Below are 17,210 nucleotides of genomic sequence, written 5' to 3'. Positions count from 1 at the left end.
CAACCTTTCTATTTTAGAAGATTCATAACCTTATTAGCCCACAATTTATTATATGTAGGTGCATCAATTCGGATGCCAAGTGTGAGCTTGGCTAATTCAGTTATTGATTTTTTTCTGCGGCCAAAATAATTTGAATCATTGTATGACTTGTTTGATTTGCTTATATAAGGTATTTTAATGTCTACTGTCAAACCCAGTAATGATTGTAGGTCAGAGGTGTTTAGCATGTCTTTAGTTACCGGGCGACTTTCATTCAAACAAGTTATCAGCTTAATTCCTCGCCGGTTATCCCGCTTAAATCGTGAATAAGCATCAATGAACTCTTTAGCAATACGAACGGATATCATACTATTATCAAGTAACAAAATAATACAGTTAGAGTATTCAATATAATCGGTTAAGTTTTCTTTCTTGGTGTTATGAATAGGTTGATCGAATACGATAAAATTATGTTTTTTATCTTTATGGATATTAATCTCATTTAAGTCTTTCTCTTTGCAAAGCATAAGATCAAAATTTTTCTGATATTCAGTGAGTTCAGCCGACATCCTTTTTTCTGTGACGAGGTCAAGATCTTGTGATCCTTGATTCCCTTGTAACAGCAACGTAGGCGATTTTTTTATTTGAGTCAGTTCATGTGATAAATGATAACTAAGCAGTGTATTGCCAATCCCTCCTTTACAGCCGAGCACACTGATAAAAAAAGCTTTTCTTTCTGACTCTATCTGGATGCCATTAAGCAGATGCTGTGTTAGTTCAGCAGATTGTGACTGTATATTTAAATAGAGCATTCCGCGATCAGTAAACTGTTGTGCAATAGTGATTGAGTCTATGTCGCCGACCAATACACACCAGCAGTCACGCGGGATATGGTTTTTTATTAAAGTCAGCGTGTCTTCAATGTCACTGTTTTCACCAATATCAATAATCACACCGACAGTTTGATCTGGTAAGTTAATGGTAGATGCATTAAAGATATTTTTTCTGACTTCTTTAATACTATTCATATCAGCGAGTCGTATTTTTTCTGAAACTTGTTCTATCAACCAAGTTCGTTCGGAAATAATAACGATAGTGTTTTTTACCCGACTCTCTTTCCTGTTAATTAAGTCTTTGTTGAGAATTAGTTGCATACATCACCATTAGCAATAGATTTTTTTCGGTTGTTGTTAACGGCACATCCAACTGCTCCATTTTTTAACAAACGATAGTCATTAATGTTATATCTACAAGGATTATATTCTGTTTTAATTATCCCATCTGCCTGTCTATTATTCACTCTCATAATAAGATGGTTTTTGTTTTCGAAAGTAAATACGCGATCACTCTCTACAGGTTTAATAATGGATGAGGCCAGAGATAAACTGGAGGATAAAAAAATGCTACTGAATATTAATAATTTCATTTGATAAATCCTCCTTTACGTATAAATTCTTTAGCCATCTTTTCCCTCTTGAGATCCATGATATGAGTGAAATTAAAGAGGCGTTCAAGTGTTGAGGTATGCATAAAATTAGGTAACTCAATTTCTTTCCTTGATACAGGTTTAACCAGATTTACTGTGGCGATCACGACCAGTTCAGTTTGGCTTTGTTCAGTTTCTGCATTACGGAAGAGCGCGCCTAATATAGGAATTTCACCTATTAATGGAATTTTCTTGAGTGATTCTCTTTCGACATTACTGATGAGTCCACCCAGGATAAAGCTTTCCCCATCCCCTAACTCCAAAGTGGTCGCAGCCTTACGTGTTTTTAATACAGGATAAGAGTCCCCACCTTCAACTTTAAATGATTTCCCTACGCTGCTCACTTCTTCATTTATTAAAATGCGTATTCGTTTTTTTTCGTTTACTTTGGCACCGATATCGAGTTTGATACCATACTCTTTGTAAGTCACTGTTTGCTCATTTAATGTGGCACTAATAATAGGTATTTCTCCGCCAACCAAGAACGATGCACTTTCGCCTGATAATACGGAGAGGTTAGGCTCGGCTAAAACACGGGCAATCGAGTTATCATTAATTGCATGGACTAAATTACTAATACCGCGGGCATTGAATTTAAATAACTGGAAAGAACCAATAGTGTTTCCTATCGTGCTCCAATCTATCCCGACATTATCAGTGAAATCCTTGGTAACTTCGGCAATGGTGAGTTTGACATTCACTTGATTGGATTGTGGAAGCTTTAACTTATTAACGATTTTTGAATAATCTGGTGTACTAAGGTACTGCTTCTCACCAGCCTTCTCTTTCCCACTGCCAATAGCTTCGCCAACAATAGTGGCGATGGTATCTTTTGCTTCTTCTGATTCCACCTGTCCAGTTAAAATATAGCTTTCTCCTATTTTATCAATTTCAACATTACTCTCAGGATACTCAATCATTATTCTTTTATTTGCAGTGTTAATGATACTATTTACCATAATGTTTTTCTTGGTAATCGCTTGGTGTTTATCGTTGAACAATATGAACTCTGCGGTTCCTTCTTGTTTGGCATAAACGATAACGCTGTTTTTACCGACTAATTCATAGTCAGCTATCGCTGCGGCAGAAACAAAAACAGTCTCTATCTCTTCCTGCGTATTAATGATGTATGACTCGCCCGGAGAGATATAAGCTGATTTAGCATTGGCTTTGTTAACCGCGACCTGAAAAACTACGATAATAAATAAGAAAAATAATATATCCCAGCTTGAGTATCTTGTTCTGGTTGATCTCATCCTCTTAGCTCTCTTATTGTGCGTAATTTAGGTAAAATGTCATGTAAGTTTTTTGTTTTATGATTTTCATCACCCAACTTAGTGTTGGGTATCAAGAACGTATCACCTGCTTTTTCTGCTATAAGTATTAGACCGAGTTCCTCCGTATTTATTATGACCTCTATATAACCATGTGATTCATCTTCGGTCTTTTGATTATTGCTATTTTTTTCTGATAATTCGTTTGAAGAATTCTTTTTTATTCTTACTACCCGCATATTTGAAATGATTTTGGTTAAAGAGTAGTTTTGTTCTTTTCTATCATTCAGCTCTTTTGTATCAATAGTAATGCTATTCTCTATTCCTTTCCTTTTATCCGTTTCAAGCGTTCTTAATTGAAAGGAGAGTAGATCACCAACACGTAATGTGTCGAGTAAATATTCATCTTGCTTCTTTATGTTAAATTTATAAATAATCTCACTATTTTTTAGCATCAGTTGTCTGAATTCATTGCTGTCAGGCGATACTAATATCTCGTGAGTAATATAAGAGCCGGTAAGCACATTTGATTTCAATAAGTAATTGCTAATATTTTCGAGGTTTGACACATCACTTTTTATCAACTCGCTTGATTCTGGAACTATAACTGTTTTCAGCGCATAGTCTTCTTCAGTTAAGATCCTTCCTGATGATAAGGCATGTGTTGATTGTGCTAGTATCACTGTAACGTCTTTCTCTTTTTTCGATTCGACTAAATCAGTGAGAGTATTACCATTATCTTCACTATTTGTTAATATGCCAGCGGCACCTATTGCCACGACAATAAGTGAAAATAATAAGATAAGCTTACGGTTCATTATTGATAACCTCTATGTTCTTGGGCGATAATTTTTTAGGTAAACAGAGATAATAAAAAACCACTCGTAATGGCAGCAGCATAAGGCACCCCTCTCTGTTGAATGTCAGCCCGATTGATCAGCATACCTATTATCATCACCACGCCACCCATAATCGCAGTATAAAGAATGAAATCCAGAGATTGGCCGGCGGTTATAGCGAAGAGTAGTACGGTAATTAACTTTACATCACCACCCCCTATTAATTTGAAATGAAAAATGATATAGCCCGTCAACAGTGCGAACAGCGGAATAGCAATGTTAACCGTATGGTATTTAGCAAAACCTAAAGCTAGCGTATTGATCGCGATAGTGATAATTAACTTATTGCTAATGACGCGGTGACGAATGTCGCTATAGCAAATTAGCAAAAGCTGTAGCACTAATAGAGCGATTAACGATGTATTAAGTATATCCAAATCCATTCCTAATATATAGTAGTAATATGGCAACATGAGGTTGCCATATTGGCTAGTGAAGCTTATTTTTCTTGATTTATATCAACTAACAGCTTTCTGAGCATTGGCAACCAGGTCATTAACGAGGTCTGTTAATGGTTGTTTAGCCGCAGTAATAAGGAGGCCCGCCAATGCAATAATCATCACATACTCAATAATAGATCCACGGTTGTCTTTCATAAACTCTTGGGTTTTAAGCTGAGCTGTGATATAGCCTTTAGTGATTAAGTTCATCATGTTCGTTTTCCTTTAAAGTAGTTATGGGATATTTCCCGTTATTTTATATTGAGTTTTTGTCGATATTTTGTTGCTACCCGAATCGATGCTTTTAATTTGGCCTCGTTCGTAGTGGTATTTATTAAACGGTGTTTTTTTGGTGAATACCTTTTTATCATCATCATTTAGTCTTTTTAAATCACACCCATCTTATCTATGATGTTAGTGAGGTGGAACTTCATTATTGAATAAGATAATAACGATTAAGACTGAGAGAAATGAGAGCCAACAAAAAGAGAAAAAGGCTAACAGAGAAATCAATTTCTTCCAGCGGTGGCTCTGTAAAAAACTCGATTTGGTCGGTGGTTGAGATATCGGTGTGGCGGGGCTTTTTATTAGTGTCGGAGGCAGCACTACCGGTATGATGTTAGCGGCTATTGGATGGTGACTATCACTCTGTTGCTGTTCGCGCTCATTGCACACTGCAATTTGATTGACTGTACCGGTATAGCGCACGCCTTTACGTGGAATAGTATGGATAAGTGTTTCTTTCAGTCCTACCTGAACGAATGCCTTACGCAGCATATAGAGTTGCCCGTAGTAGCTGCTTTCGCTAACAGCACCTCGTTGTTCCTTCCACACCTGATTAATAATCTGCTCTTTTTCAGTCACGCCGTTCAGTAACAGTTGCAAGAACCTGAGATTATTTTCAGTTAATATGGCTACCGTACCATCGGGGCCATTTAGGCAGCGTTGTGCGGGAGAGAATAGCACTGTCCCTTCTAATTTAAACACGATATCGTTTTTCTCCATATTGACGGCTACCTATCCTATATAAGTTTCTGCTTACTATTTGAGTGTTTTAACGGCTTACCTTGCCATGAATAAGCTCTGTTTTGTTATGTGGATATTTCTCTTTGAGTCTCGTTGATGTTATCGAGGGTAAGGTTTTTTCTTTTTCATACATTAATAGAAGTAAGATTATTAAGGGTTTGTTGATTTTTTATTTAAAATCTTAAAAGTTTCAATGTTTGCTTGGCATATTCTTGCACGATGTAATTGTTATTAACAAGCTGGTATCGAGAAAGTTCATGCTATTATTTATTATTTATCATTATCTATTCTTACTATTTTTTTAATATATTATATTTTATGTTATTTTACTTTTTATGAAGTTACAATTATCGCGCTATTCTTCTGTATTTTGACATTGGTATCGTGTTTTTATACCTCAAAATATAATATTTGTTTTTTATGAGATACCGATAGTGTAGAAAGGTTAATTAACGGTAAGGGTCTGAGTCATGTCCTATTTGGGTTTGATATAGGGATCGTTATGGACACTGACTGGATTGGCTCGCCTAGGTTATATCAATTGTTCTGAGAGGTTATCAGGCGACAAAGAGAAAGCCCTCACTCCGGTGAGACAAGAGTGAGGGCTAGGGTGATTTTATTGCGTTTTTACGGTGGTTAGCGCTCTTTTTTATGCAGCAGCATATATACCGCCGGAATAACCAACATCGAAAGCAGCGGAGCACTGACCATCCCGCCAATCATTGGTGCGGCAATACGCTGCATCACTTCAGAACCGGTGCCGCCACCCCACATGATCGGGAGCAGGCCCGCCATAATGGTGGCGACGGTCATGGCTTTTGGCCGCACTCGCAGAACAGCTCCCTCATGAATCGCAGCGCTCATCTGGCTGGCGGTCATCGGCGTGCCGGGTTGCTGATGCTTTTTCACTGCCTGATTGAGATAGAGCACCATGATGACGCCAAATTCCGCGGCCACCCCCGCCAGTGCGATAAAGCCCACGGCGGCGGCCACCGAAAAGTTATACCCCAGCCCATACAACAACCAGACACCGCCAATTAGCGCAAAGGGCAGGGTGGCCATGATCAGCGCGGCATCGCGGACACTGCTGAACGTCACGTAGAGCAGCACGAAAATGATCATTAAAGTGACGGGCAATACAATTTTCAGTTTCGCCGTCGCCCGTTCCAGATACTCAAATTGCCCCGACCAGCCGAGTGATACCCCTTCCGGCAGCTTCACCTGTTGTGCGACCGCCTGTTGCATCTCGGTGACGGCAGATTTTAAATCCCGCCCACGCAGATCGACATACACCCAGTCCGATAAACGTGCATTTTCACTTTTCAGCATGGGCGGGCCTTCTGTCACCTTAATATCGGCCAGCTCAGAGAGTGCCACTTGCCCGCCATTGGCCGTCACTACGGGTAAATCACGCAGTTTTTGCAGCGAATCGCGAATTTCCCGTGGATAGCGCAGATTGATGGGGTAGCGCTCGCGCCCTTCGATGGTTTCACCGACGTTTTGCCCGCCAATCACCGTTGCCACCAGTGATTGCAGCTCTTTGACGGAAACCCCATAGCGGGCAGCCCGCTTACGGTCGATATCAATATCCACATAACGGCCACCAGCCAGCCGTTCAGACAGTGCCGAAGTGACACCTGGCACTTTGCGTACCACCTGCTCAATTTGCTGTGCGACCTGCTCGATTTGCTGCACATTTTTGCCGTTAACTTTGATCCCAACAGGGCTTTTGATGCCGGTCGACAGCATATCCAGCCGGTTGCGAATCGGCGGAACCCACAGATTGGCAATACCGGGGACATTGACGGTGGCATCCAACTCCTCGATCAATTTATCCATGGTCATACCGGGCCGCCATTGATCCTTGGGCTTAAAGCGGATGGTGGTTTCGATCATGGTGAGCGGCGCGGGATCGGTGGCTGTTTCGGCCCGCCCGGCTTTACCAAAGACTGTCGCCACTTCCGGTACTGTTTTGATCAGGCGGTCGGTTTGTTGCAGCAAGTGGCTGGCTTCCCGCACCGAGATCCCCGGCAGGGTGGAGGGCATATACAGCAAATCGCCCTCATCCAACGCAGGCATAAATTCGCTGCCTAAGCGACTAAGAGGATAGAGGGTTGCCAGCAGTAACATACCGGCGATCGCTAATGTGGTTTTAGGCCGGGCCAACACGGCGGTGAGCACCGGATGATATAGCGCGATCAAGGTGCGGTTAATCGGGTTGGCATTCTCATCGGGGATCTTTCCGCGAATAAAATAGCCCATTAATACCGGAACCAGCGTGATGGCTAACCCCGCCGAAACTGCCATGGCGTAGGTTTTGGTAAAGGCCAGCGGGGAGAACATTCGCCCCTCCTGCGCCTGTAAGGTAAAGACCGGGATAAAGGATAAGGTGATGATTAATAAGCTGCAAAATAGTGCCGGGCCGACTTCAATTGCTGCCTGTTCTGATATGCGCCAATAGTCCTGACTGACCGGCGTCTGTCCGGGGTGATCTCTTCGCCACTGCTCCAGCACCTTGTGCATGTTCTCGATCATCACGATCGCCGCATCCACCATGGCCCCGATAGCAATAGCGATGCCGCCGAGGGACATAATATTGGCATTGACCCCCTGATAGTGCATCACGATAAATGCGCCGAGAATCCCCAGCGGCAGGGTGATGATCGCCACCAGTGCCGAGCGGAAGTGGAACAGGAACAGTGAGCAGATCACCGCGACGACCAGAAACTCCTCCAGCAGCTTAAATGACAGGCTGTCAATGGCTTGGGTGATCAGCTGCGAGCGGTCATAAACCGGCACGATCTCCACGCCAGCGGGTAAGCTGCGCTGAATCTGTTGCAGTTTCTCTTTCACGCCATTAATCGTTTCCAGCGCATTTTTGCCGTAACGCATCACGATGATGCCGCCAGCGACTTCCCCTTCGCCGTTCAGTTCCGCCACACCCCGACGCATTTCTGGCCCCATGCGTATGCTGGCAACATCAGACAGTAAAATAGGAATGCCATCACGGGCGGTGATCACGATATTCCTAAAATCATCTGGCGTTTTCAGGTAGCCGCTGGCCCGTACCATATATTCGGCGGCCCCCATCTCCAGCACCGAACCGCCGCCCTCCTGATTGCTGTCACTAATGGCGCTGGCAATTTGTTGGTGGGAGAGATTCAGCGCGCGCATCCGTTCGGGGTCGAGCACCACTTGATACTGGCGCACCATGCCGCCGACACTGGCGACTTCCGAGACGTTCGGCACGGTTTTCAGCTCAAATTTCAGCGTCCAATCTTGCAAGGCGCGCAGATCGGCCAAACTGTGTTTGCCGCTTCTGTCGATTAAGGCGTATTCATAGATCCAGCCGACCCCAGTGGCATCTGGCCCCAGTGAGGCTTTGGCTTCGGCGGGCAGGGTAGATTGTACTTGGCTGAGATACTCCAGCACCCGTGAGCGTGCCCAATATGGATCAGTGCCATCGTCAAACAGCACGTAGACATAGGCATCGCCAAACATCGAGAAACCGCGCACGGTTTTGGCACCAGGCACCGAGAGCATGGTAGTGGTGAGCGGATAAGTGACCTGATCTTCCACCACTTGCGGCGCTTTGCCGGGGTAGCTGACGCGGATAATCACTTGCGTATCAGAGAGATCCGGTAGGGCATCGAGTGGCGTCTGTTGCAGTGACCAGATCCCCCACGCGGCCATCATCAGCGCACCGAGTAGCACCAGCAGCCGGTTACGCAGTGACCAGCGGATAATGGCGGCAATCATAAGTGGCCTCCATGGATATCAGCACTGCTATTTGATTTTACCGGCTGGATCTGACGGATCTGCGCCCCTTGTTCACTGAGGGTAAAGGTAAAGTTAACCTGGCTCCCCACCCTGATTTCCGGTGCTAACTGGCCTGCGGGCAGCAGGAAATCCATGGTCATCGCCCCCCATTTCAGGGCAGCGATCGGGCCGTGAGACAAAGTTATGGTCTGCCCGTTTATCCCTTTGACCTCCCCTTGTACCGAGTAGATATCCACCGGATTGCCTGCTGCACTCTCCGCTGGCGGCGTGACGGTGGCTGGCATCTCATCCATTTGCGGCAGGGCGCTTTGCAGGCTGGCTTCTGAATCGATCAGGAATTGGCCTGACGTGACCACTAACTGACCCACATTCAGCCCCGATTTGATCTCGACCCAGCCGTCCTGAGTTTGTCCTGCACTGACCTCAATCGGCTTAAAGTAACCCTCTCCTTCCGCCAGCAGTACGGTGTTGCGGCTGCCACTCATCAGTAAGGCTTCCTGTGGGATCGCCAGCACAGGTTGTCGCTTATCTGCGGAGGCCGATTGCACACTCAGGTACATACCCGGTTTGAGCTTCTGCTGCGGATTTTCCAGCAGGATCCGCGCTTTTAGACTGCGGGTGGCGAGATCCATATTGGGCAGTAACTCGCTGACTTTGCCATGGAACGTCTCACCCGGCCAACTGGCGGTGGTGGCGGCAATAGTGCTGCCGAGAGTGAGCAAACTGGCTTGCGATTGCGGATAATCGACGACGATCCATACCGGATCGAGGCTAGCCAGCTCGAACAGCGATTGCGTTGCGGTGACTTGCGAACCCGCGCGGATATCCAGCTTATTCACATAGCCATCAGACGGAGAGCGCAATGTCACCCGTGTTTGCGGCTGACCGCTTCGCTCTACGCTGCGAATCACCTCTTCGGGCATAAATTGCAGCTGTAGCCGTTGGCGGGCGGCTGCGGTCAATTGGCTATCGCCCAAAGTGCGGATCGCCAGATACTCCTGCTGGGCAGCACTCCAATCGGGTACCCAGAGCTGAGCCAATGGCTGATTTTTAGTGACTGGCTGCTGATTGGCACGTACATACAATTGCTCAATGATGCCGTTAGCTCGCGCGGCGATCACTTGCAGGCTACGTTCATCGGTGGCGACGGTGCCGTAGCCGTTCAGGCGATAGTCGAGCGAGCGCATTTCTGCTGGCGCGGTGCGCACGCCCAGATTTTGCTGTTGACGAGCGCTGATGGTCACGCCGCCATCGTCAGCGGTTTCACCGGCATAGCGCGGCACCAGCGCCATATCCATAAAAGGTGATTTCCCCGGTTTATCGAAACGCTGACCGGGTGACATCGGATCATACCAATAGAGCACGGTGCGGCCATTGTCTGCCGTCGCTTCGGTGTGGGTTGCTGCTGCGGGGGCCGCTTGTGACGCGGGTCTCCCTAGCAGATAACCGGCAAGGCCACTGATCACCGCGACCGCCACCAAAGTTAAACTCAATTGCTTTTTCATTGCGCGCTCTCCTGCGGGGTCAGATAACGGATGGCAGCCCAAGTGCGGGCTAACTCTCTGGCGGCATTGCTGGCATTGAGTTGGCTGTCGAGTAGGGCGCGCCGTGCTTCCAGCACACTGCTCAAATCACTTTTATTGGCCTGATACTGCGCCATAACCAAATTAACCCGTTGTTTTTGCAGTGGTAACACTTCATCGGTTTGCCGCTGCCATAACTGCTGGGTGGCCTGATACTGCGCCAACAGTGTGTCGAGCTGCGCCCGATGGTCACGGGTCAGTAAGGTCAACTGGTCGTTGGCCTCCATGGAGCGCGAGACATCAGCGGCGTAATCTTTGTCCTGCCGCTGTGAGCGGAACAGCGGCAGATCGACGGTGACCATCACGCCTGCCATATCTTCATATTCATCCGCCCGTTTGGCGTAATAGACTTCAATCCCAATATCGGGGGTGGCGGCAATGGCGGATTGCGCCGAGCGGGCTTTGGCAACCTCCGCTTCACGGCTGGCGAGCAAGACCTCTGGGTGTTGATTTATCGCCTCGCGCAACACGATTATCTCGGCCGGCAGGCGGGTGAAGTGGGGCAAGGGGCCGCTGATGTGATTGACCTCGATCCCCGTCAGTTGGGTTAGCTGGGTTTGTGCCAAGGCGACATCCCGCTGGGCGGTGGTCAATCTGTCTTGCATGGACGAGAGTGTCAGGCGGGCATCGAGCACACTGCTGGGGAGTGCGCCACCGCTGGCCACCCCCGCCCGTTGCAGCGCCACCTGTTTTTCACTCTCCTGCACCAACACTTTGGCATCGCTGACCGTCTGCTCAGTCAGGGCCAGATCCAACCACGCCTGCGCGGCCTCTTTTTGCAGCCGGGTGCGAATAGTTTCGCTACCTGCTGCCGTTTTGCGGGCTTCGGCGTTGAGGGTATCGGCCTTTCTCTGCCGCTTATCGCTGCTGATGTAGTCCTGCATGATGCCGACGCGCTGCATGGTCATGCCCTCGCGGGTAAAACGGCGCGCATTGCTGCCGCCGACCGGCAAGTTTTCAATGCCAAATTTGAGTTTGGGATCCGGTAATTGCGTGGCGGAACTGGCCATATTTTCCAGTGCATTAACCTGATGTTGATTGGCAGACAATTCAGCCGAATAGCGTTCGGCGGAGGTGAGCGCCTGTTCCAGCGTGATATCTGCCGCGTGGCTAACGGCCGGCAGGCTGAACGCTGTGGCCATCAACAAGCTGACAAATCCTAAACGCCATGCAGCCGTGGGCCGCCCCTGTGGCGGGTGGTTGAGTGATGAGTTCATGATGACTCCCGCCTTACGGCTGCTGCGCTGAAATGGCGGTCAGTTGATAGCCCTGCGGGGTTTGGCGAAAGCTGAATGTCACTGGCGTACCGACTGGCAAGGGCGCGGCGACCAAACTCTCTGGCAGGTCGAAGGTCATGGTCATCGGCGGCCAGTTCAGCGCCGGAATGGCGGTGTGGGCGATGGCGACACTGGTGGCGTTCCAGGCTTTAATCTGCCCGCGGGAGTGGTAATTATCGGCGTCAGTGGTGGTGGCATCAGCCATCATCGCCCCATGATCGTGGGACATCGGCATGCTATCTGCCATTGATTGAGTCGCGGCGAATAGGGGGGCAGAAAAAAGCATCACCGCAGAAAGTACAACGCCTGCAGTCGCGGAGAGGACATTAGATAAGGAACTCATAGGAGTAACTCCAAAACATAAAATAAGCGCAACGCACCGCACTAGGGCGGCCTGAAAAATGCGATCAGCTATGTCTGGGTCTACTCTCTAAATCGACAGAAAACGATTTCGGTGGGGGGGCCAACAATGGGGGGAGTCTGCCAGTCAAGGCGGTGGATGCGCGGGTTTTGCTGCACATCCGCCAGCACTAATTCAGTATGGGTCGGTAGGGCTGCCAGCACCAACATGCCGCTGTCAGACTGCACGGAATCAGGGATGCAGTGCTTTTCGCACAGGGAGTTTTGCGCTTTGCCATGGGACATCTCCATTACCGACAACATCTGTTGCATCGGGTCTGGCTGTAAATGTCCTTGATGCTGGCTAAAAACCGGCTGGGCGGCAGGGGCGAGATCACACTGATGACCGGCGATCGCCAGTTGCGTATTCAGGAAAAACCAGCAGGCAATCAGCAGCATGCCGCACATGCGCTTTTTACTGGCGCGCATCCGATGCATAAGCTGTGATATTCCCATGAATACTGGCATTTTTAACCTGAATGAGTGGCGGTATGAAATCATGCTGTCAGCGAGTATAGGACTATCCCTCTGTTTTTAGAATGGTTTTGTCCGGTTACGCTGATTGAATGGAAAGGTTGCATAAAGGTTATTTCACTGAATTTAGTCGGTTTTTTTTCAATCGCGCGCCAGAAATAGCGCGAATCAAGGCGAAAATTTACTTTTCTTTAATCAATAGCCATCATTTATTGCAAATAATAATAATTCTCAATATTATTTTGAATTAAATCCTTAAGAATCCTGAGCCTACTAAAAGAGGACAGCCCGTGACAGTGGCGAATCAATATCCGGATAGTCAGCAGTTGTTACACTCACCTTCGGCCGGCAGTGACGGCTGGTGGCAGCAGATTGCCCAGTGGGGCACGCCACTGGCTGAACCGGCGGGCGAGGGCAAAGTAAAGCTGACCTTTCTTTGGCGCGATCGACAGGGCAAGGCACGCGATGCGGTTCTTAGCCGGGTATATATCGACGTCAATGGCGTGACCGACCACCACAGTGCGGATCCTGAAACTCTCCAGCGGCTGGGTCAGACCGATGTCTGGTATTGGCAGGCTGAGGTGGAGTCTGATTTTCGCGGCAGTTACAGCTTTATTCCTGTCACTGGCGAGAAATGCTTGAGTCTACCGGACGGTAGCCCACAGGAGCGACGTCTGGCACAGCGTAATTGGTGGATCTCATTGATGGATCAGGCGGAGAACGATCCCCTAAACCACACTGCCGCCCATGCCAGCTATCGGGGTATGCCGCTCTCGGCGGTGCATTTACCCGATGCTCTGCCGCAACCTGCCTGGCAACCCATTGATGCAGGCCAACAACTCCCTCCCGACCCGCAACGGCTGCAACTGATCATCTGGGATAGCTCATTATTAGGCAACAGCCGCAAGGTGTGGATTTACGCTACGCGCGGGGCTGAAGATCTGGCCGATCGCCCGTTGGCTATCTTGTTGGATGGTCAGTATTGGGTGGAGAGACAACCGCTGTTGGGTGTACTGGATAATGAAACCGCCGCGGGCCACCTACCTGCCACGGTGTATGTGTTGATCGATATCATTGACCAAACTCATCGTTCGCAGGAGCTGCCTTGCAATCAGGATTTCTGGCAGGCGCTGCAAACGGAGCTATTACCGCAAGTGGCCTGGCTGCAACCCTTTACTGATCAAGCTTCTCGCACGGTAGTGGCGGGGCAAAGCTTTGGCGGATTGGCGTCGCTGTATGCCGGATTACACTGGCCACAGCGTTTTGGTTGCGTGCTGAGTCAATCAGGTTCTTTCTGGTGGCCGGACGTCGATAATGCTAAGGCGTCAACCGCCAGTACGACAGCGCATCAAGGGTGGTTGACCGCGCAGGTGTTGCAGGGGCTGGGAGCTAATCAGCCATTGAAGATATTTATGGAAGCAGGTCGCCACGAGCATGTGATTTTTCAGGTCAATGAAGTGATGAGTGAAGCGCTACGCCGCGCGGGGCATCGATTGCAGTATCGAGTTTATAGCGGTGGCCATGATTCACTGTGTTGGCGGGGGGGATTGATTGAGGGATTAGGGGGGTTATTGGGGGCAGGGTTTGGCGATGGTTGATATTCGGTTTCGTGACCCAATAACCGATCCGATCGTCTCCTGATCCGATTTGGTCTACTGAACCTAAACCAAAATTAAACTTTATACCTCCCCCTCGGGATCACCAACGGCGTTCCCGAAACCGGATCATCAATAATCAAACACGGCATACCAAACACCTGCTCCACCAACTCAGCGGTGATCACTTCGCGCGGTTTACCTTGCGTCACAATCTGCCCGTCGCGCATGGCGATAATATGGGTGGCGTAACGGCAGGCGTGGTTGAGATCATGCAGAACAGCAACTAGCGTGTGGTTATGGTGCTGATTAAGGTGGCTGAATAACTCCAGCAAATCAATTTGATGGGCGATGTCCAAATAGGTGGTCGGCTCATCCAGCAGCAGTAGCGGGGTTTGCTGCGCCAGTACCATAGCGATCCAGACGCGCTGGCGCTGTCCGCCAGATAGGGCATCGACTGACCTGTCAGCCAGTTCACTGACGCCAGTGGCTTGCATCGCATGGCTGACAGCCAGCTTATCGGCCTGCGTCCATTGCTGTAATAGTTTCTGATGGGGGTAACGACCCCGCGCCACCAGATCCAATACGCTGATACCGTCCGGCGCTTGCGAGCTTTGTGGTAATAAGCCCAAATGACGGGCGACGTGGCGAGTATCAAGGCTGGTGATATTTTTGCCATCTAAAATCACCTGACCCGCTTGGGGTTTCAGCAAACGGCTCAATGCACGCAATAGCGTCGATTTGCCGCAGGCATTGGGGCCGACGATCACCGTAAACTCACCATCAGGAATGGCGACACTTAAATTTTGGCTGATGATCTTGCCATCATAACCCAGTGTCAGGGCATCAGCCTGCAAGCGGGATGGGGGACTTGCTGGGTTAATAGTACTCATGATCGCCCGGACTCCCGGATTAAAAGCCAAATAAGATACAACCCACCGATACTGATAGTGATAACACCGACCGGCAGTTGATTAGGTGAAAACAGGTGCTGGGCGCAGAGATCCGCAGCAATCAACAGCAGCGCTCCCATCAAAGCCGAGGCGGTTAAGGTCACTGATGATGTCCCCGCCAGACGCCGTGCAATTTGTGGCGCGGCTAAGGCAATAAAGGAGATTGGCCCTGCAGCGGCGGTGACGGCAGCCATCAAAATCACCCCAATCGCCATCAGGCTCAGGCGAGTTTTCTCAACCGGAACCCCTAAGGCACCGGCGGCATCATCGCCCATTTCCAGCAGCGGCATACGGCGGCTTAGCAGCATCGCACCCAGTATGGCAGCGGCGATAAACAGCACCGAAGGCAGACCTTTTGCCCAGGTTAGGCCATTAAGTGAACCCGCTCCCCAAGCGGCGGCGGTCATGGCGGTCTCCAGCGACGCGATGATGGTCAGCCAGGTATTGAATGCCGTCAGCATCGCACCCATAGCTATACCCACAATAATCAGCCTAAAACCCTGAATGCCTTGCCGATATGCCAGCAAATAGACCGCAATGGCGGACAGCAATCCTCCCACCAGCGCACTACTGGCAATCTCAAAATAGTTGCCATTAAACAAGGTAATAGCCACTAGTGCGCCGGTATAGGCACCCACATTGAAGCCAATGACATCTGGGCTACCCAAGGGGTTACGCACTAATGATTGAAATATCGCGCCACTGATTCCGAGCGCAGCCCCGAAAATCAGCGCCATCACGGCACGGGGTAAACGCCATTGATTGACGATAATATCCACGGTGCCATGAGTTTGCCCAAACAAGGCATTCACTACCTGACTTGGGGATAGCGGTAGCGTGCCAGCCATTAAGGCCAGTAGCACACCCAGTAAACAGGCCAGTAATAGCAGACCGCCCACCAGCAAACTGCGTGACCGGACACGTAAGTTGATCGGGCCATCGGGACGCCCCAATAACCACGTGGGCGTGGCAGACTTCATAGTGTGGTCATCCTTTTATTCTGTCGTACCAGCCAGATCAGCAAGGGCGCGCCAATAAACGCCGTCACGATGGAAACCCGCAATTCGCCCGGTACCAAAAAGCGCCCAACAATGTCGGACACCAATAGCAGAATAGGTGTGATTACCAGCGTGAATGGTAAAATCCAAGCCTGATTCGGCCCGACAATCCAGCGCGCGATATGTGGCACCATCAGGCCAACAAAGGCGATAGGGCCAACGGCGGCGGTCGCGGCACCACACAATAAAGTAATGGTTATCACCGCCCAAAATTGAGTGCGAGCAATACGTGCCCCAATGGCTGCGGCCAGATCTTCCCCCATATGCATGGCATTTAGCGACCGCGCCAGTAGCAGGGCAATGATGCAACCGAGAAGAATGACTGGGGCGACGGCGATCACCACCGACATGTTACGGATATCCAGCGAACCGGCTTGCCAGAAGCGGACGCTATCGTAAACCTGTGGATGGGTCAGTGAGATACCGGAAGTGATGCCAGTTAAGACCGCACCAATGGCGACGCCGGAGAGTGTCAGGCGCAGAGGATTCACCCGCCCGCCGCCCATCGCGCCGACCCAATAGACCACCAGTGTAGTGATCAAGGTACCGATAAACGCAGAGATCATGTAGCCGTAAATGGCGTGTACGCCAAACACCACGATGCCGATGACCACCGCAAAACTGGCCCCTGCATTGACCCCGAGAATGCCGGGATCAGCCAGCGGGTTGCGGGTCAGGGCTTGGATCACTGCACCTGATAGCCCTAAGGCTGCACCGGCAAGGACCCCGATCAGGGTGCGCGGCAGGCGTGATTCCAATATCAAAATGCTATCGGCGTTGTAGGTCTCACCCAGCAGGCTTTGCCACACTGCGGAGAGAGGAATGGCTTTGGCCCCGAACATCAGGCTGGCTGCCATCACCAGCATCAATACAAAGAGGCTGAGCAGCAGCAAAAGAGTGCGTCGGCGCTCTGTTTGTGCGCCTGGAGTGGGGGCTGATTTCAGCACTGTTGTTGGTGATTGGTTTGAGGAATAAGCAGCTGGCATT

The 17,210-nt window shown here is 49.2% G+C and carries 16 protein-coding genes; 1 reads left to right on the top strand and 15 read right to left on the bottom strand.

Going from position 1 to position 17,210, the window contains the following annotated elements:
• Positions 1-8 precede the first annotated feature (8 nt).
• The 12 genes from ACZ76_RS06085 to ACZ76_RS06030 form a co-directional block, all read right to left on the bottom strand.
• The gene (locus ACZ76_RS06085) at positions 9-1,133 is read right to left on the bottom strand and encodes a pilus assembly protein CpaE (protein ID WP_048617743.1); all 1,125 of its coding nucleotides are present in this window, start codon (positions 1,131-1,133) and stop codon (positions 9-11) included.
• Positions 1,124-1,405 (bottom strand): hypothetical protein, encoded by a 282-nt coding sequence (locus ACZ76_RS06080; protein ID WP_048617741.1) that lies wholly within the window; start codon positions 1,403-1,405, stop codon positions 1,124-1,126. Before ACZ76_RS06080 ends, ACZ76_RS06085 begins: the two co-directional genes overlap by 10 nt.
• The gene (locus ACZ76_RS06075; protein ID WP_048617738.1) at positions 1,402-2,721 is read right to left on the bottom strand and encodes a type II and III secretion system protein family protein; all 1,320 of its coding nucleotides are present in this window, start codon (positions 2,719-2,721) and stop codon (positions 1,402-1,404) included. Before ACZ76_RS06075 ends, ACZ76_RS06080 begins: the two co-directional genes overlap by 4 nt.
• Positions 2,718-3,557: a hypothetical protein gene (locus ACZ76_RS06070; RefSeq protein ID WP_048617736.1), complete on the bottom strand. Its 840-nt coding sequence runs from the start codon at positions 3,555-3,557 to the stop codon at positions 2,718-2,720. The genes ACZ76_RS06075 and ACZ76_RS06070 overlap by 4 nt, the downstream gene beginning before the upstream one ends.
• A 35-nt stretch (positions 3,558-3,592) precedes the next feature.
• On the bottom strand, positions 3,593-4,015 hold the full coding sequence (locus ACZ76_RS06065) for an A24 family peptidase (protein ID WP_048620206.1): 423 nt from the start codon (positions 4,013-4,015) through the stop codon (positions 3,593-3,595).
• 81 nt (positions 4,016-4,096) lie between these two features.
• Positions 4,097-4,291: a hypothetical protein gene (locus ACZ76_RS06060; protein WP_048617734.1), complete on the bottom strand. Its 195-nt coding sequence runs from the start codon at positions 4,289-4,291 to the stop codon at positions 4,097-4,099.
• A 201-nt stretch (positions 4,292-4,492) separates the two neighbouring features.
• Entirely contained in the window at positions 4,493-5,083 is a 591-nt protein-coding gene (locus ACZ76_RS06055) for a winged helix-turn-helix domain-containing protein (RefSeq protein ID WP_048617733.1), read from the bottom strand.
• Between the two features lie 657 nt (positions 5,084-5,740).
• Positions 5,741-8,863: an efflux RND transporter permease subunit gene (locus ACZ76_RS06050; protein WP_048617731.1), complete on the bottom strand. Its 3,123-nt coding sequence runs from the start codon at positions 8,861-8,863 to the stop codon at positions 5,741-5,743.
• Positions 8,860-10,389, bottom strand: coding sequence for an efflux RND transporter periplasmic adaptor subunit (locus tag ACZ76_RS06045; RefSeq protein ID WP_048617729.1), 1,530 nt, complete (start codon positions 10,387-10,389; stop codon positions 8,860-8,862). The genes ACZ76_RS06050 and ACZ76_RS06045 overlap by 4 nt, the downstream gene beginning before the upstream one ends.
• Positions 10,386-11,684 (bottom strand): TolC family protein, encoded by a 1,299-nt coding sequence (locus tag ACZ76_RS06040; protein WP_048617728.1) that lies wholly within the window; start codon positions 11,682-11,684, stop codon positions 10,386-10,388. The genes ACZ76_RS06045 and ACZ76_RS06040 overlap by 4 nt, the downstream gene beginning before the upstream one ends.
• Before the next feature lie 13 nt (positions 11,685-11,697).
• Positions 11,698-12,087: a copper-binding protein gene (locus tag ACZ76_RS06035; RefSeq protein ID WP_048617726.1), complete on the bottom strand. Its 390-nt coding sequence runs from the start codon at positions 12,085-12,087 to the stop codon at positions 11,698-11,700.
• An 80-nt stretch (positions 12,088-12,167) separates the two neighbouring features.
• Positions 12,168-12,581 (bottom strand): hypothetical protein, encoded by a 414-nt coding sequence (locus ACZ76_RS06030; protein ID WP_048617724.1) that lies wholly within the window; start codon positions 12,579-12,581, stop codon positions 12,168-12,170.
• A 326-nt stretch (positions 12,582-12,907) separates the two neighbouring features.
• Between ACZ76_RS06030 and fes the strand changes: the two genes are divergently transcribed.
• A complete protein-coding gene (gene fes, locus ACZ76_RS06025) occupies positions 12,908-14,215 on the top strand; it encodes an enterochelin esterase (RefSeq protein WP_048617723.1) in 1,308 nt (435 codons plus the stop codon).
• A gap of 74 nt (positions 14,216-14,289) precedes the next feature.
• Here fes and ACZ76_RS06020 read toward each other — a convergent pair whose 3' ends face one another.
• From ACZ76_RS06020 to fepD, 3 genes are read right to left on the bottom strand one after another with little or no spacing between them, the layout of a single operon-like run.
• Complete coding sequence (locus ACZ76_RS06020) at positions 14,290-15,105, bottom strand: ABC transporter ATP-binding protein (RefSeq protein ID WP_048617721.1); 816 nt, start codon at positions 15,103-15,105, stop codon at positions 14,290-14,292.
• A complete protein-coding gene (gene fepG / locus ACZ76_RS06015) occupies positions 15,102-16,145 on the bottom strand; it encodes an iron-enterobactin ABC transporter permease (RefSeq protein ID WP_048617719.1) in 1,044 nt (347 codons plus the stop codon). The genes ACZ76_RS06020 and fepG overlap by 4 nt, the downstream gene beginning before the upstream one ends.
• The gene (gene fepD / locus ACZ76_RS06010; RefSeq protein ID WP_048617717.1) at positions 16,142-17,209 is read right to left on the bottom strand and encodes a Fe(3+)-siderophore ABC transporter permease; all 1,068 of its coding nucleotides are present in this window, start codon (positions 17,207-17,209) and stop codon (positions 16,142-16,144) included. The genes fepG and fepD overlap by 4 nt, the downstream gene beginning before the upstream one ends.
• Between the last annotated feature and the right edge of the window lies 1 nt (position 17,210).

It is taken from the genome of Yersinia aleksiciae, assembly GCF_001047675.1.
In the GTDB taxonomy this organism is placed as follows: Bacteria; Pseudomonadota; Gammaproteobacteria; order Enterobacterales; family Enterobacteriaceae; genus Yersinia; species Yersinia aleksiciae.
Note: the sequence above shows the minus strand (reverse complement) of the source record. Positions and strands in the feature narration are given on the sequence as shown.

Coding starts and splice junctions, on each gene's coding strand:
- ACZ76_RS06080 (WP_048617741.1), bottom strand. CDS start 1,405: ATGAAATTATTAATATTCAGTAGCATTTTTTTATCCTCCAGTTTATCT.
- ACZ76_RS06030 (WP_048617724.1), bottom strand. CDS start 12,581: ATGCATCGGATGCGCGCCAGTAAAAAGCGCATGTGCGGCATGCTGCTG.
- ACZ76_RS06085 (WP_048617743.1), bottom strand. CDS start 1,133: ATGCAACTAATTCTCAACAAAGACTTAATTAACAGGAAAGAGAGTCGG.
- ACZ76_RS06050 (WP_048617731.1), bottom strand. CDS start 8,863: ATGATTGCCGCCATTATCCGCTGGTCACTGCGTAACCGGCTGCTGGTG.
- ACZ76_RS06060 (WP_048617734.1), bottom strand. CDS start 4,291: ATGATGAACTTAATCACTAAAGGCTATATCACAGCTCAGCTTAAAACC.
- fepD (WP_048617717.1), bottom strand. CDS start 17,209: ATGCCAGCTGCTTATTCCTCAAACCAATCACCAACAACAGTGCTGAAA.
- ACZ76_RS06035 (WP_048617726.1), bottom strand. CDS start 12,087: ATGAGTTCCTTATCTAATGTCCTCTCCGCGACTGCAGGCGTTGTACTT.
- ACZ76_RS06045 (WP_048617729.1), bottom strand. CDS start 10,389: ATGAAAAAGCAATTGAGTTTAACTTTGGTGGCGGTCGCGGTGATCAGT.
- ACZ76_RS06055 (WP_048617733.1), bottom strand. CDS start 5,083: ATGGAGAAAAACGATATCGTGTTTAAATTAGAAGGGACAGTGCTATTC.
- fepG (WP_048617719.1), bottom strand. CDS start 16,145: ATGAAGTCTGCCACGCCCACGTGGTTATTGGGGCGTCCCGATGGCCCG.
- ACZ76_RS06075 (WP_048617738.1), bottom strand. CDS start 2,721: ATGAGATCAACCAGAACAAGATACTCAAGCTGGGATATATTATTTTTC.
- ACZ76_RS06040 (WP_048617728.1), bottom strand. CDS start 11,684: ATGAACTCATCACTCAACCACCCGCCACAGGGGCGGCCCACGGCTGCA.
- ACZ76_RS06070 (WP_048617736.1), bottom strand. CDS start 3,557: ATGAACCGTAAGCTTATCTTATTATTTTCACTTATTGTCGTGGCAATA.
- ACZ76_RS06020 (WP_048617721.1), bottom strand. CDS start 15,105: ATGAGTACTATTAACCCAGCAAGTCCCCCATCCCGCTTGCAGGCTGAT.